This is a genomic window from Clostridium pascui (assembly GCF_016908015.1).
In the GTDB taxonomy this organism is placed as follows: Bacteria; Bacillota; Clostridia; order Clostridiales; family Clostridiaceae; genus Clostridium_AK; species Clostridium_AK pascui.
Window position 1 is genome coordinate 1 of record NZ_JAFBDB010000002.1, and the last position, 14,521, is coordinate 14,521.

General features: G+C 31.6%; 13 protein-coding genes, 1 tRNA gene and 2 rRNA genes. 14 read left to right on the forward strand and 2 right to left on the reverse strand.

Annotation, left to right across the window (positions count from 1 at the left end; all coding sequences use genetic code 11):
* The 4 genes from JOC70_RS05060 to fusA form a co-directional block, all read left to right on the forward strand.
* Window positions 1-145, forward strand: a 23S ribosomal RNA gene (locus JOC70_RS05060); the annotation flags it as partial.
* A 51-nt stretch (window positions 146-196) separates the two neighbouring features.
* Window positions 197-313 (forward strand): 5S ribosomal RNA (gene rrf / locus JOC70_RS05065).
* Window positions 314-321: 8 nt separating this feature from the next.
* Window positions 322-396 (forward strand) — tRNA-Asn (locus JOC70_RS05070).
* A gap of 261 nt (window positions 397-657) precedes the next feature.
* Window positions 658-2,742, forward strand: coding sequence for an elongation factor G (gene fusA / locus JOC70_RS05075; RefSeq protein ID WP_204597841.1), 2,085 nt, complete (start codon window positions 658-660; stop codon window positions 2,740-2,742).
* A gap of 46 nt (window positions 2,743-2,788) precedes the next feature.
* Here the strand turns inward: fusA and rbr are convergent, their stop codons facing one another.
* Window positions 2,789-3,376: a rubrerythrin gene (rbr, locus tag JOC70_RS05080; protein WP_204597842.1), complete on the reverse strand. Its 588-nt coding sequence runs from the start codon at window positions 3,374-3,376 to the stop codon at window positions 2,789-2,791.
* Window positions 3,377-3,560: 184 nt separating this feature from the next.
* Here rbr and JOC70_RS05085 point away from each other — a divergent pair, with 184 nt between their 5' ends.
* The 10 genes from JOC70_RS05085 to disA all read left to right on the forward strand — a co-directional run bounded on the left by JOC70_RS05085 (window position 3,561) and on the right by disA (window position 13,929).
* Complete coding sequence (locus JOC70_RS05085; protein WP_204597843.1) at window positions 3,561-3,806, forward strand: hypothetical protein; 246 nt, start codon at window positions 3,561-3,563, stop codon at window positions 3,804-3,806.
* A 46-nt stretch (window positions 3,807-3,852) separates the two neighbouring features.
* Window positions 3,853-4,809: an ROK family protein gene (locus JOC70_RS05090; protein WP_204597844.1), complete on the forward strand. Its 957-nt coding sequence runs from the start codon at window positions 3,853-3,855 to the stop codon at window positions 4,807-4,809.
* Window positions 4,806-5,441, forward strand: a complete 636-nt coding sequence (locus JOC70_RS05095) for a histidine phosphatase family protein (RefSeq protein WP_204597845.1) — start codon at window positions 4,806-4,808, stop codon at window positions 5,439-5,441. Before JOC70_RS05090 ends, JOC70_RS05095 begins: the two co-directional genes overlap by 4 nt.
* A 27-nt stretch (window positions 5,442-5,468) precedes the next feature.
* On the forward strand, window positions 5,469-6,650 hold the full coding sequence (locus JOC70_RS05100) for an alanyl-tRNA editing protein (RefSeq protein WP_204597846.1): 1,182 nt from the start codon (window positions 5,469-5,471) through the stop codon (window positions 6,648-6,650).
* A gap of 197 nt (window positions 6,651-6,847) precedes the next feature.
* Window positions 6,848-7,306, forward strand: a complete 459-nt coding sequence (locus tag JOC70_RS05105) for a CtsR family transcriptional regulator (protein WP_204597847.1) — start codon at window positions 6,848-6,850, stop codon at window positions 7,304-7,306.
* A 52-nt stretch (window positions 7,307-7,358) separates the two neighbouring features.
* Window positions 7,359-7,874, forward strand: a complete 516-nt coding sequence (locus JOC70_RS05110; protein WP_204597848.1) for a UvrB/UvrC motif-containing protein — start codon at window positions 7,359-7,361, stop codon at window positions 7,872-7,874.
* An 8-nt stretch (window positions 7,875-7,882) separates the two neighbouring features.
* Window positions 7,883-8,902 (forward strand): protein arginine kinase, encoded by a 1,020-nt coding sequence (locus tag JOC70_RS05115; RefSeq protein WP_204597849.1) that lies wholly within the window; start codon window positions 7,883-7,885, stop codon window positions 8,900-8,902.
* Between the two features lie 22 nt (window positions 8,903-8,924).
* Window positions 8,925-11,357 (forward strand): ATP-dependent Clp protease ATP-binding subunit, encoded by a 2,433-nt coding sequence (locus JOC70_RS05120; RefSeq protein ID WP_204597850.1) that lies wholly within the window; start codon window positions 8,925-8,927, stop codon window positions 11,355-11,357.
* Between the two features lie 114 nt (window positions 11,358-11,471).
* Window positions 11,472-12,836 carry a DNA repair protein RadA gene (gene radA, locus JOC70_RS05125; RefSeq protein WP_204597851.1) on the forward strand — a complete coding sequence of 455 codons (1,365 nt, stop codon included), beginning with the start codon at window positions 11,472-11,474 and terminating at the stop codon, window positions 12,834-12,836.
* Between the two features lie 19 nt (window positions 12,837-12,855).
* On the forward strand, window positions 12,856-13,929 hold the full coding sequence (gene disA / locus JOC70_RS05130) for a DNA integrity scanning diadenylate cyclase DisA (RefSeq protein ID WP_204597852.1): 1,074 nt from the start codon (window positions 12,856-12,858) through the stop codon (window positions 13,927-13,929).
* 50 nt (window positions 13,930-13,979) lie between these two features.
* On the opposite strand, the gene JOC70_RS05135 is transcribed toward disA, so the two are convergent.
* Window positions 13,980-14,378, reverse strand: a complete 399-nt coding sequence (locus JOC70_RS05135; protein WP_035307058.1) for a nucleoside triphosphate pyrophosphohydrolase family protein — start codon at window positions 14,376-14,378, stop codon at window positions 13,980-13,982.
* Window positions 14,379-14,521: the final 143 nt, after the last annotated feature.

Consider the following 14,521-nt stretch of genomic DNA (forward strand, 5'->3'; position numbering starts at 1 on the left):
CTAAGCGTGAAGCCCACCTCAAGATGAGATTTCCCATAGCGTAAGCTAGTAAGACCCCTTGAAGAACACAAGGTTGATAGGTCAGAGGTGTAAGTGCAGTAATGCATTCAGCTGACTGATACTAATAGGTCGAGGGCTTGATCTAGAATTTTAGTACTCTGTGCGATTTTGAAAGAACATAGTTCTTTCTATAATATCTGGTGATTATGGCTTGAAGGTAACACCCGTACCCATTCCGAACACGAAGGTTAAGCTTCAAAGCGCCAATGGTACTGCCGGGGAGGCCCGGTGGGAGAGTAGGTCGTTGCCAGATAAGTTTATTCCGTGGTAGCTCAATGGCAGAGCATTCGGCTGTTAACCGAAGGGTTGGAGGTTCGAGCCCTCTCCACGGAGCCATTTTTATTTATAGTTAAATATACGATTGATAACATTAGTCTAAAATTACATTATATTTTGTAATTTTAGGCTTTTTTTATTTTTTCTAGGATAGAAATACTATAATACTAATATATTTTAAGTTTGTTGCATAATAATATCAAGTATGGAAAAAAATATAATATCAAATAATTTTGAAAATTATATTTTTTCTAAAGGATTTTTTATTCTTTAATAGAATATATAAAGCAAAGACAAAAAGTATGTTAGGGGGCATTGCTTATGAAAGAGTATAAAACAAGAAACTTGAGAAACTTAGGTATTATAGGGCACAGTGGTTCAGGTAAGACAACTCTTGCAGATGCAATATTATATCGTACTAAATCTGTAGATAGATTTGGAAAAGTAGATGAGGAAAGTAGCATATTTGATTATGATACGGAAGAAAGAAAAAGGAGAATATCAATTTCTACTTCAGTAGCTAATTGTGAGTGGGATGATATAAAAATTAACTTAGTAGATATGCCAGGATACTTTGACTTTGTAGGAGAAATGATAGAAGGTTTGAGAGCTATAGATGTAGCACTTATAGTGCTTTCAGGATCATCTGGAGTTCAAGTAGGAACAGAAAAAGCATGGGAATATGTAAATGAGCATAATCTTTCGAGAGCATTCTATATAAATAAGTTAGATAGAGAAAATAGCAATTTCCAGAAATGTTTATCAGAATTGAAGGATAGATTTGGTATATCGGTGGTTCCAATTCAATATCCAATAGGAGAGGAAAGTGGATTTCAAGGAGTTGTGAATGTTATTTCCAATAAAGCTATGATATATAACCCTAAAAAAGATGATATAGAAGAAGCAGATGTGCCACCTGAATTATATGATAAGGTTAAGGAATGTAAAAACATGATAATGGAGGCAGTTGCAGAAACAAATGAGGAGCTTTTAGATAAGTACTTCAGTGAAGGTGAACTGAGCGAAGAAGAAATATTTAGAGGATTAATAAATGGATGTGCTAGCGGTGAAATAGCTCCTGTTATGTGTGGATCTGCTTTAACTGGAAAAGGTGTAAAGACATTAATTGATGATATAATAGAGTGCTTCCCATGTCCAGAAGATATATCAGCTATAAAGGCTAAAAGTGTAAAAGATAATAAAGAAATAGAAGTAAAGATTTCTGAAGATGGACCATTTTCAGCTTTTATATTTAAAACTATTGCAGATCCATTCATAGGAAAGCTATCAATGTTTAGAGTTATTACAGGTAAAGCAAGTCCAGATATTATGGCATACAATGGTAATAAAGATAAACAAGAAAAGTTAGGTTCACTGTATTTTATGAAAGGGAAGCAGCAAGTCAATACTGATAGTGTAATAGCTGGAGATATAGGAGCAGTTGCAAAACTTCAATATACTAGTACAGGAGACACTTTATGCGATAGTAGCTGTCCTATAATATTTGAAGAGATAAAATTCCCGCACCCTTCAATGTCTATGTCTGTCATTCCTAAATCCAAAAATGATGAAGATAAGATATCTAGTGGCTTGAACAGGCTATTAGAAGAAGATCCTACATTTAATATTTCAAGGGATTTAGAGTATGCAGAAACAATAATCTCAGGAACAGGAGAAACTCACCTAGAAGTCATAGCAAATAAATTGAAAAATAAGTTTGGAGTTGAGGTAACTCTTGAAACGCCTAAAGTTGCTTACAGAGAAACTATAAGAAAAATTTCTGATGTACAAGGAAAGCATAAAAAGCAATCCGGTGGACACGGGCAGTATGGAGATGTGAAGGTGAAATTTGAGCCAAGATTTGATGGAGACGAACTAGAGTTTGTAGACCAAGTTGTAGGCGGGGTAGTACCAAGGCAGTATATACCAGCAGTAGAAAAAGGACTTAGAGAATGCATACAGCATGGTGTATTAGCTGGATATCCTATGATAAGACTTAAAGCTACTTTGCATGACGGTTCTTACCATCCAGTAGATTCATCAGAAATGGCATTTAAAATGGCAGCTTCTTTAGCATATAAGAAGGGGATTCAAGATGCTGAACCAGTACTATTAGAACCTGTAATGCATGTAGAAATATTAATACCTGACGAATATATGGGAGATATAATAGGAGATTTAAATAAAAAGAGAGGTAGAGTTCTTGGTATGGAACAGTCAGGTAAAAACCAGAAGGTTATAGCGGAAGTTCCACAAGTTGAGATGTTTAAATATGCAACTGATTTAAGATCACTAACTCAAGCAAAAGGAAGCTTTATTATGAGGTTTGAAAGGTATGATGAAGTTCCTCACTTAGAAGCTCTTAAAATAATTGAAGAGAGAAAAAAGGAAAAGGAAGCTTTATAAAATGCAAATTAAAATCCGGTATATAATATATACCGGATTTTTTTTATTAATAGTTTTCGCAAAATACTTCGAAGTAATCTTTTGGATGATTACATGAAGGACATACATTAGGAGCCTCTACGCCTTCATGTATATATCCGCAATTGTTACATTTCCATAAAACAGTTTCATCTTTTTTAAATACTGTATCATTTTCTATATTGCTAAGTAATTTTTCAAATCTCGCTTCATGTCTTTCTTCAACTTTACTAATATTTCTAAAGCTTAAGGCTATTTCTTTAAATCCTTCCTCTTCTGCAATTCTAGCAAATTCAGGATATGCTTTAGAATGCTCTTCATGCTCACCAGCAACAGCATAGCTTAGGTTTTCTTTTGTAGTACCAAGACCTACAGGGTAATCCGCAGTAATAGTTACGGCTTCACCTTTTAAATCTTTATTTAAATGTTTAAAGAATACTTTTGCATGCTCCTTTTCGTTTTCAGCAGTTTCCATAAATATATTAGAAATTTGAACATAGCCTTCCTTTTTAGCTGCAGACGCATAGTATGTATATCTAGTTCTAGCCTGTGATTCACCAGCGAAAGCTTTTAATAAATTTTCGGCAGTTTTAGTTCCTTTTAATGATTTTTCCATATAGTACCCTCCTCAATTTTGATATAATAATATTGTTAGGAAAATTATAACATTAATTTGCAAAAAAAATAAGTGAAATTTCAGTAAATTATATAAGAATTCAATGCTTATCAAAATATATTGGTATATTTTGAATTTTGTTTACAAAAGCTAACTAGGAGGAAAAGAAGAAGGGAGTTATTTTATGTCAGATTTTAGGCTAGATATAAGGGATAGAATAATATTAGAAGATTATAGCGTATTATATGATTATATGGATATTCCATCAGAAAATGATAGACTTACTATAAATATAAAGAATAATGATAGTGAGGATATAGATTTACTATGTAAGATTTTGATGGATAAAGGATTTGATATAATAAATAAAAACAGAGATGATAGTTGGAATTGTAATATAATAGCCAATAGAAGAAATAAATTACATTAAAGTTATGATATAATAAATATTAATTACCAAATTTGGGGGAAGGGTTATGAACAAAGAATTTGTAATAGGTATAGATTTAGGAGGAACTAAAATAAATACGGCTATAGTAGATTTCGAAGGAAATATAATTAAACAGATTAATATTCCTACATTAGCAAGTGAGGGAGAAAATGTAGTTTTAAATAGAATTATTCAAACTATATATGAAGTTTTAAGTAAATCTGAAGTTAAAATTGAAAATATTAGGGCAATAGGCATAGGTGCACCAGGTCCACTAAATTCAAAGGAAGGAACAATAATTACTACACCCAATTTGCCCTTCAAAAATTTTAATATTATAAATCCAATAAAAGAAATATATAATATAAATACTTACCTAGATAATGATGCAAATGTAGCAGCTATAGGAGAGCATACATTTGGAGCAGGAAAGGGTTCTAACAATATAATATACATTACAGTAAGTACAGGTATAGGCGGAGGAGCTATATTAGATGGTAATATATATAGGGGAAATACCTGTAATGCTTTAGAAGTAGGTCATATGACAATAGATCCTAAAGGACCATTATGTAATTGTGGAAATTACGGATGTGCTGAAGTTTTAGCTTCTGGCACATCCATAGGAAGGCAAGGAAGACAAGCTGTAGAAAAAAAAGTAATAACTAGCTTAAATAAGTATTCTGATATTACAGCATATGAGGTATTTAAGGAAGCAAAAAATGGTGATAAAGTATGTAGGGAAATAGTTAATAAAAGTTTAAATTACTTAGGAATTTGTATAGCAAATTTGGTTAGTATCTTTGATCCAGAAGTTGTAATAATAGGGGGAGGAGTATCTAAGGCCGGCGAAGTAGTTTTTAGTACTGTAAAAGATGTAGTGAAGATGAGGTGTTTTAAGATTCTTTCCGATTCTTGTGAAATACTTCCTGCGAAATTAAGTACTAACTCAGGAGTAATAGGAGCGGCGGCACTTGCTTTGAGGGAGGAGAATATATTATGACAACTACTATATATATAACTAGGCATGGGCAAACTGAATGGAATGTAGAGAGAAGAATGCAGGGATGGAGCGATTCTCCGCTTACGGAATTAGGAATTCAGCAGGCAAAGTGGCTTGAGGAGAGATTAAAGGATACTAAATTAGATGTCATATATTCTAGCCCCATTAATAGAGCGTTGAGCACAGCTAATATAGTCAATAGTAAAAGGAATATACCTCTTTACACAGATTCAAGACTTAGAGAAATTAATATGGGAGTATGGGAAGGCTTGACTCAAGATGAAATAGAGGAACTTTACAGTAAGGAATTATTCAATTTCTGGAATACACCTAAAGTGTATAAGCCTTACGATGGAGAGACCTTCTACGATGTAAGACAGAGGGCAGAAGAATTTATAAAAGAGATTATAAATAAAAATATTGGTAAGGATATCCTAATAGTAACACATACAATTGCATTAAAAGCTATAATGAGTTTTTTCCAAAATACATTAATAGAGGATTTTTGGAGCCCTCCATTTATTCATCCTACAAGTTTAACAATAGTGAGATCAGAAAATGAAAGATTCGAAGTACTATTGAATGCAGATAGTTCACATTTAAGAAACTTGAAAGAAGTAAAAACTATATAATAAAGGAGAGGGGTGTAAATTATAATCATGGAGGAAAGATTATATTATACTGATCCATATATTGAAGAGTGGAATGCTAGCATAAAAGAAGTATTTCAAGAAGATGGCAAGTTTTATGTAATTTTAGATAGAACAGCATTTTTCCCAGGGGGAGGGGGGCAGCCTGAAGATAGAGGGGTAATAGATGGTTTAGAAGTAAAAGGTGTATTTGAAAGAGAAAAGGAAATAGTACATGTTTTGGAAGAGAAGCTTGATAAAACAGAAGTAAAATGCAAGTTAGATTTTTCAAAAAGGTTTTATTATATGCAGCAGCATGCAGGAGAACATTTGTTATCAGCGGTATTATATGATAGCTATGGTACTGAGAATAATGGATTTCATATGGGAGATGAGTATATAACTATTGATAATTCAATCAAAAAATTTACAGAGGATATGATAAATGAAGTAGAAAAAATGGCAAATTATTATATATATAAGGATATACCTATCATAGATTATTTTGTGGATTATCAAAAGATTTCTGACTTAAATTTAAGAAAAAAATGTACTATACAAGAAGATATTAGAATAGTTGAAATAGAAGGAATAGATCGAATAGCTTGCTGTGGAACTCATGTAAGAACCACAGGGCAGATAGGATTAATAAAAATAATTAAGACTGAAAATTATAAAGGTATGACTAGAATATATTTTAAATGTGGACAAAAAGCTTTTCAAGACTATCAACAAAAGCATAAGATTGTAGCAACTCTAAATAAAAATTATTCATCTACTGATAAGGAAATTTTAGATAAAGTAACTAATGAAAGTTTACAGGTAAAGCTACTATCCAAGCAAGTAAAAGAGCTTAAAGAAAAGTTAATGGAATTTCGTGCTAAAGATATAATTAGGGAAGTAAATAATTTAATCTTATTTAAGACCTTTAACGAAGAAACCTTTGAAGAAATTCAAATTATTAATAGATTCATTATGGTAAAAAGCCATAGTATAAATATATTAGTTTCAGAAAAAGATAAGAAAGTAATATTATCTCATGATGGAACATTTGAGTTGGATTGCGGGAAAATCTTTAAAGAAAATATAAGTAAGTTTCAGGGAAAGGGTGGCGGTGGTCATAAACATTGCCAAGGGAGTTTTCTTAAAGAAGAGGATTTAAATAAGTTTAGTGAGTTTTTAAGCTATGAGATTAATAAATATACTACATAAACTTTGATTTGTTTATTTAGTAGGGTGTATAAAACTTAAATTATGAGTAAATGGTAGCTTTTAAGAGAAAATATTAATTAATTTACTATAAAGGGCATAAATACCTATAATTTTATTTATTTGAATATTGCATTTAAGTAAGTAAAATTATAATATTTAATTAAGGTCAAAGAAAGTCAAAGTCAGGGGGTGCAAACGTGGCAAGGCTATCTGATATTATCGAAGAGTTTATTAAACAATTATTGCAAGATAACGATGAAAGTGAATTGCAAATTCAACGCAATGAATTAGCTAATTATTTTAGATGTGCCCCTTCTCAAATAAATTATGTTCTTACTACCAGATTTACTACGGATAGAGGATATTATGTAGAAAGTAAAAGAGGAGGCGGAGGCTGCATAATAATTAAACATGTGGATTTTAACCATGATAAAAGGCTTATGCAGGCTGTAAATTTACAAATAGGTGACAGTATCACCTTTGACAAATCTATAAAAATAATAAATTATTTGCAAGAGAATAATTTAGTCTCTGAGAGGGAGGCTTATATCATGAAAGTGGCTATTAATGATAGAAGTTTAAGTTTATTACAAGAAAATAAAAATACATTTAGAGCAGAGTTATTAAAAAATATGCTATCTGTTTTATCAGTTTAGTAAGCAATAATTTTAAATAGGAATAAAGTTTTTATTTTAGGAGGCAATAGTTATGATGTGTGAAGTATGTAAAAGCAATGAAGCTTATGTACACATAACTAAAATAGTTAATGGAGTAAAACAGGAGCTGAATTTATGTGAATCGTGCGCTAAGCAGTTTCAAGGAATGGCTTACCCGGGAAATATAAATGTAAACTCTCCTTTTAGCTTTCAGCAATTAATAGGATTAATAATAGAAGGGGTCAATAATTCATCCTCTTTAGATAAAAGTTCTAATATAAAATGTGAAAAATGTGGAACCACATATAAAGATTTTAAAGAAAATGGTTTTTTAGGATGCGGTGAGTGTTATAAAAATTTTAAGACTTCCACGATTCCTGTAATAAAAAGAGTACAAGGAAGTATAGAGCATAAAGGTAAAATCCCTTGTAAACAAGGTAAAGAAATAATAAACAAAAGAAGAATACTTGAATTAAAGGAAAAACTTAAAAAAACTATAGAGTCTGAGGAATATGAGAAGGCAGCAGAAATCAGAGACTTAATAAGAGAGATGGAAAAGGAAGGGTAGGGATTAGGATGCAAAATTGGATACATTCATCCTATAATGAAGATGGCATAATTTTAAGTAGTAGAATAAGGCTAGCGAGAAACTTAAAGGATAAATCCTTTCCACATAAATTATTTGAAGAACAAGGTCGAGAAATTGTTAAAGAAGTTGAAGAAGTGCTTTATGATAATGTTAATAAGGATGATTTTACTACTATATATCTTTGGCAAACTAATTCTGTAGATGATGGAATCTATTTAGAAAAACATTTTATAAGCGATAGATTGATTTCTAATAAAAATAAAGCTGCTTTTATAATAAATGATGAAGAAACTATAAGTGTTATGATAAATGAGGAAGATCATTTAAGAATACAATGTATTACATCTGGCTATAATCTAGATGAAGCATATAAGGCTGCAAATGATTTAGATGATAAATTAGAGGGAAGATTACAGTATGCCTATGATGAAGAATTGGGATATTTAACAGCATGCCCCACTAATGTAGGCACTGCACTAAGAGCTTCGGTTATGATTCATTTGCCAGCACTTACTATGAATAATGAAGTTTCTAAAATCTTTAATGCATTAAATCAAGTTGGAATTACGGTCAGAGGATTATATGGTGAAGGATCTAAGGCTGAAGGTAATCTATATCAAGTTTCCAATCAGGTAACTTTAGGATTAACAGAACAAGAAATAATAAATAATCTTAAGCTAGTTGTAAATCAATTAATAAGCGAAGAAAAGCGCGCTAGGGAGATGCTTTTAAATACTCACTTAATCCAACTAGAAGATAAAGTATATAGATCCTTAGGGGTTCTAAAATTTTCAAGGCTTTTAAATGGTGATGAGTGTCTAAAGTTACTTTCCTATGTAAGACTTGGATTAGAAATGGGCATAATTAAGGATGTAGATAAGAATACATTAAATGAATTGCTTTTAATTTCACAGCGATCTATGCTTGATAAAATAGCTTCAAAGGAATTAAGTTATTCTGAAAGAGATATACTTAGGGCGAAAATTGTAAGAGATAAGTTAAAATAATTTTAAATGGTGGTGAATTATTATGATGTTTGGAAGATTTACTGAAAGAGCTCAAAAGGTGCTTATGTATGCTCAGGAAGAGGCAAAGAACTTACAACATGGTTATGTGGGAACGGAGCATATATTGTTAGGTATTTTAAGGGAAGATAGTATGTCACAAAATTTATTAAATAATATGAATGTAACTTTAAATGATGTAAAAGAACTCATTGAAGAATATGAGGGAAAGGGAGATATAGATATATACAGGAATGAGATACCACTTACTCCTCGTACTAAAAGATTATTAGAATTAAGTTTGTTAGAAGCTAGAAACTTAAATCATAACTTCATATGTCCAGAGCATATTTTATTAGCGCTTATTAAAGAATCAGAAGGCGTTGCGTTTACAATACTAAATAATTTGGGAGTAGATTTTGAAAAGTTAAGAAAAGAACTTTTGGAAAACTTATCTGGAGAGCAATCATCTGCTACAATTAATTCAGCTAAGAGAACTAACGAAGATACCCCAACCTTAAATCAGTTTGGTAGGGATCTTACTGAGATGGCTAGGGAGGGTAAATTGGATCCTGTTATAGGAAGAGACAAGGAAACTCAAAGAGTTCTTGAAATACTTTGTAGAAGAACTAAAAATAACCCTTGTTTAATAGGAGATCCAGGGGTAGGTAAAACAGCTATAGCAGAAGGGCTATCTCAAAAGATAGTTTCAGGAAATATTCCTGAAATTTTAAAGGACAAAAGAGTTGTTACGTTAGATTTATCATCAATGATAGCAGGAGCAAAGTATAGAGGCGAATTTGAAGATAGGCTAAAAAAAATAATGGAAGAAATAAGACGAGTGGGAAATGTAATACTATTTATTGATGAAATACACACTATAGTAGGAGCTGGTGCAGCAGAGGGTGCAATTGATGCATCAAATATATTAAAGCCTGCATTAGCTAGGGGAGAGATACAATGCATAGGAGCAACTACTATAGACGAATATAGGAAGTATATAGAAAAGGATGCTGCATTAGAAAGAAGATTTCAACCTATTACGGTAGGAGAACCATCTAAAGAGGAAGCAATACTTATATTAAAAGGATTAAGAGATAAATATGAAGCTCATCATAGAGTAAAAATAACAGATGATGCAATACTCGCTGCAGTAAATTTATCAGATAGATATATAACTGATAGATTTTTACCAGATAAAGCTATTGATCTTATAGATGAAGCTGCATCAAAGGTTAGAATTGAAAATATGGTAGCTCCTCCAGACGTGAAAAAGATGGAAGAAGAGCTTGAAACTATAACTCAAGAAAAAGAGGATGCTATAAGAGTGCAGGATTTTGAAAAGGCTGCTCAGTTAAGAGATAGGGAAAAAGAAATTAAAGAAAAGCTTGATAATATAAAAACAGATTGGAAGACACAAAAGCAGGCATCTACTCTAACAGTAGGAGAGGATCAAATAGCAGCTGTAGTTTCAAAATGGACTAATATACCTGCTGAAAGACTAACACAAAAGGAATCTGAGAAACTATTAAAACTAGAAGAAATATTGCACAATAGGGTAATAGGGCAGAGCGAAGCTGTTAAATCTGTGGCAAGAGCGGTAAGAAGAGCTAGGGTAGGACTAAAGGATCCGAAAAGACCTATAGGTTCATTTATATTTTTAGGACCTACTGGGGTAGGCAAAACAGAACTTTCTAAAGCACTAGCTGAGTCTATTTTCGGAGATGAAAATAGCATGATAAGGATTGATATGTCTGAATATATGGAAAAGCATACAGTATCTAGATTAGTAGGATCTCCTCCAGGATATGTAGGATATGATGAGGGAGGACAGTTAACTGAAAAGGTTAGAAGAAATCCGTATTCTGTAGTTTTATTTGATGAAATAGAAAAGGCACATCCTGAGGTGTTTAACATATTACTACAGATATTAGAAGATGGAAGATTAACTGATGGTAAAGGTAAAACAGTAGATTTTAAAAATACACTTATAATTATGACTTCTAATGTAGGTGCATCTACTATTAAAAAGCAAAAATCATTAGGATTTTCTGTTGCTTCTAATGAAAGTGAAGATCAATATGAAAAAATGAAGGAAAATGTTATGGAAGAATTAAGACGATCTTTCAGACCAGAATTTTTAAATAGAATAGATGATATAATTGTATTTCATCAATTGGAACAAGAAGATTTACAAAAAATAGTAGGATTGATGCTTAGAACTGTAAGCGAAAGATTAAATGAACAAGGCATAAATATAAAATTTGATAGAGAAGCAGAATTGCTTCTAGCTAAAGAAGGGTTTGATCAAGTATATGGTGCAAGGCCTCTTAGAAGGGCAATAACTAAAACCGTAGAAGACAAACTCTCAGAAGAAATATTAAGAGGAAATATTAAGAAGAATGAAGATATACTTGTTACAGTAAAAGATGATAAACTAGATTTTGTAAAGCGATAATAGCAATAAACAAGGAAGTTTTATGAATAATAAAACTTCCTTGTTTATTATTAACAAAACTTTGTAATAATATTGTATAATAGTTATTTGTACAGAATATTGGGAGTTGATTATATGGCAAAAATAAAAGCCGTGTTTGTATGTCAAAAATGTGGATATGAATCTCCTAAATGGTTAGGAAAGTGTCCTGACTGTGATAGCTGGAACAGTATGATTGAGGAGATAAAGACTTCGGTAAGTAAGACAGCTTCAATAGGACTTACAAGTGAAAAGAAAACTAATCCACAAAGTATATTAGATATTAAGTCTATTCAGTATGAGAGAATGAATACTGGAATTAATGAACTTAATCGTGTATTGGGTGGAGGAATAGTTAAAGGTTCTCTCACATTAATATCTGGAGACCCTGGTATAGGAAAATCTACTTTGCTTTTGCAGGCTGCAAATGAAATATCTAATAGATATGGCAAGGTTTTATATATATCTGGGGAGGAATCTGAAGAACAGATTAAGATGAGGGGAGAGAGACTTGATACATTATCAAAAGACTTATATGTGGTGTCTGAAACAAATGTGGAGACAATTAAGAATCATATAGAAAATATATCTCCTATTTTTATAATTATAGATTCTATTCAAACTTTATTTAACCCACAAATTACTTCAGCACCTGGAACGGTATCTCAAGTAAAGGAAAGTTCAAACGAAATAATGCGTATAGGGAAAACTAAAAATATTCCATTTTTTATAGTAGCTCATGTGACTAAGCAAGGAGCATTAGCAGGACCAAAGGTATTAGAACATATGGTAGATACTGTATTAAGTTTTGAGGGAGAAAGGACTCAAGAATTTAGGATACTTAGAACAATGAAAAATAGATTTGGAACTACTAGCGAAATCGGAGTTTTTGAGATGAAGGAAGAAGGATTAGCAGAAATTTCGAATCCATCTGAGGCATTTTTAGAGGATATTCAGTTTCAAAAGGAAGGTTCAGTAGTGATAGGTATTATGGAAGGAACCAGACCTATTTTAGTAGAAGTTCAGGCACTAGTAAGTGAAACAAAAGCATATATGCCTAGGAGAACTGCAGTAGGAGTAGATAATACAAGACTTAATCTTATTTTAGCTGTTTTGGAGAAAAAGTTAAAGATTCCATTTTATACATCTGATGTATATGTGAATGTCGTTGGAGGATTAAATATTGAGGGCACATCTGGTGACTTAGGCATTGCTCTAGCGCTAATTTCCAGTGCCAAGAATAATGCTGTCAATTTAGAAAAGCTTGCAATTATCGGGGAAATCGGATTAACTGGTGAAGTAAGACCTGTTTCATTTTCAGAAAGAATAATAAATGAAGCTGTTAAAATGGGATTTAGTAATTTTATAGTTCCATTACGTAACAAAGATAGGATAAATACAGAAGGAATTAACGTAATAGGGGTTTCTACATTAAAAGAAGTGATAAGCAAAGTATTTTAAAACATAGGGTGTGAGTAAAGTGAGATTTGAAAAAGATAAGGAACTTATGAGTATTTTAAAAATAATGGCTCCAGGTACTTTTCTAAGAGAAGGATTAGAAAATATTTTAAGAGCAAAAACAGGTGGATTAATAGTTCTAGGAGATAGTGAACAGATTTTGGGGCTAGTGGATGGAGGCTTTACCATTAGCTCGGAGTATAGTCCCTCCTATGTATATGAACTAGCAAAAATGGACGGAGCAATAGTTATAAGCACTGATTTGAAAAAAATTATTAAGGCAAATGCTCAATTAATGCCGGATTCCAATATACCAACCTTTGAAACGGGAACTAGACATAGAACAGCGGATAGAATGGCTAAGCAAACAGGAAGTATTGTTATAGCTATTTCTCAGAGAAGAAACATAATTACTGTTTATAAAGGAAGTATAAAATATGTGCTAAGAGATAGCAGTGTAATTTTAGGTAGAGCTAATCAAGCACTACAAACCTTAGAGAAGTATGTATCTGTATTAGATAGAGTGGTAAATAATTTAAATACTTTAGAATTTCAAGATTTAGTGACATTATTTGATGTGATGACAGCCATACAAAGAATGGAAATGGTAATGAGGATAGTAATTGAAATAGAAAGATATATTTGTGAACTAGGTAATGAGGGTAGATTGATTTCTATGCAACTTAATGAATTAATTAAGTCTGTAGAACAAGATGAAATATTCCTTATAAGAGACTATTGTGAAAGCTATATGGATTATACGGAAGTATATAAGCAAGTTCAAAATATGTCATCTGAGGATTTACTTAATTTAGATATTATATCAAAGTTCTTAGGATATGTAGGAGTTCCTTTAGTAGATACACTTATATCTCCAAGAGGATATAGAATGCTTAATAAGATTCCTAGAATACCAGCTAATGTAATAGAAAATTTAGTGAAGAATTTCCAAGAACTTAAAGCAGTAATGGAAGCTTCCTATGATCAATTGGATAAAGTAGAAGGAATAGGGGAGGCTAGAGCAAAGGCCATAAAAAATGGACTTAGAAGATTAAGAGAACAGATTATGATAGATAGACAAATTCCTTATAGATAGCTAGCAAAAAGTAAGTAAATATCCTTTACTTAGGATATTTACTTACTTCCTTATCTTAATGAATATTTACCTAAAGTGCCTATTTTATTATGTTCTTTTAATAAGATGTCATATAAGTTTAAGTCCAATATGTTACATAATGAAGTTAGATAAAATAGGTTATTTCCTATTTCGCGCTCGATTATATCTCTACAATTATCACATAAGGCACCTTCTAAATGAGTTTTTAAAAGATGACTCATATCCTCAATATCAGTATTATCATTTGGAAGCTCCTGCTTTTTTCCGCAAATTTCTATGCAGCCGCAATTAGTAACAGATTTTGCTACGGCTCTATTAATTCTACATTCGGATTCCTGTAACTTTGTAAGTATATCCAATATACTTTTATGTCTTAATAGAGATTCATCAACTACATTTTGAAAACTGTCATAAATCAAATCTTTCATTTTAGTCAACTCCTAACAAATAAGATTAACAAGCCTAACTAAATAGATAATTGGAAATAAGAAAATTTATAGCTTATCTCCATAAATTATTTATATATATATGATAAAGTAAAATTAATAAACTTAATAGGGGGTGAAAATAA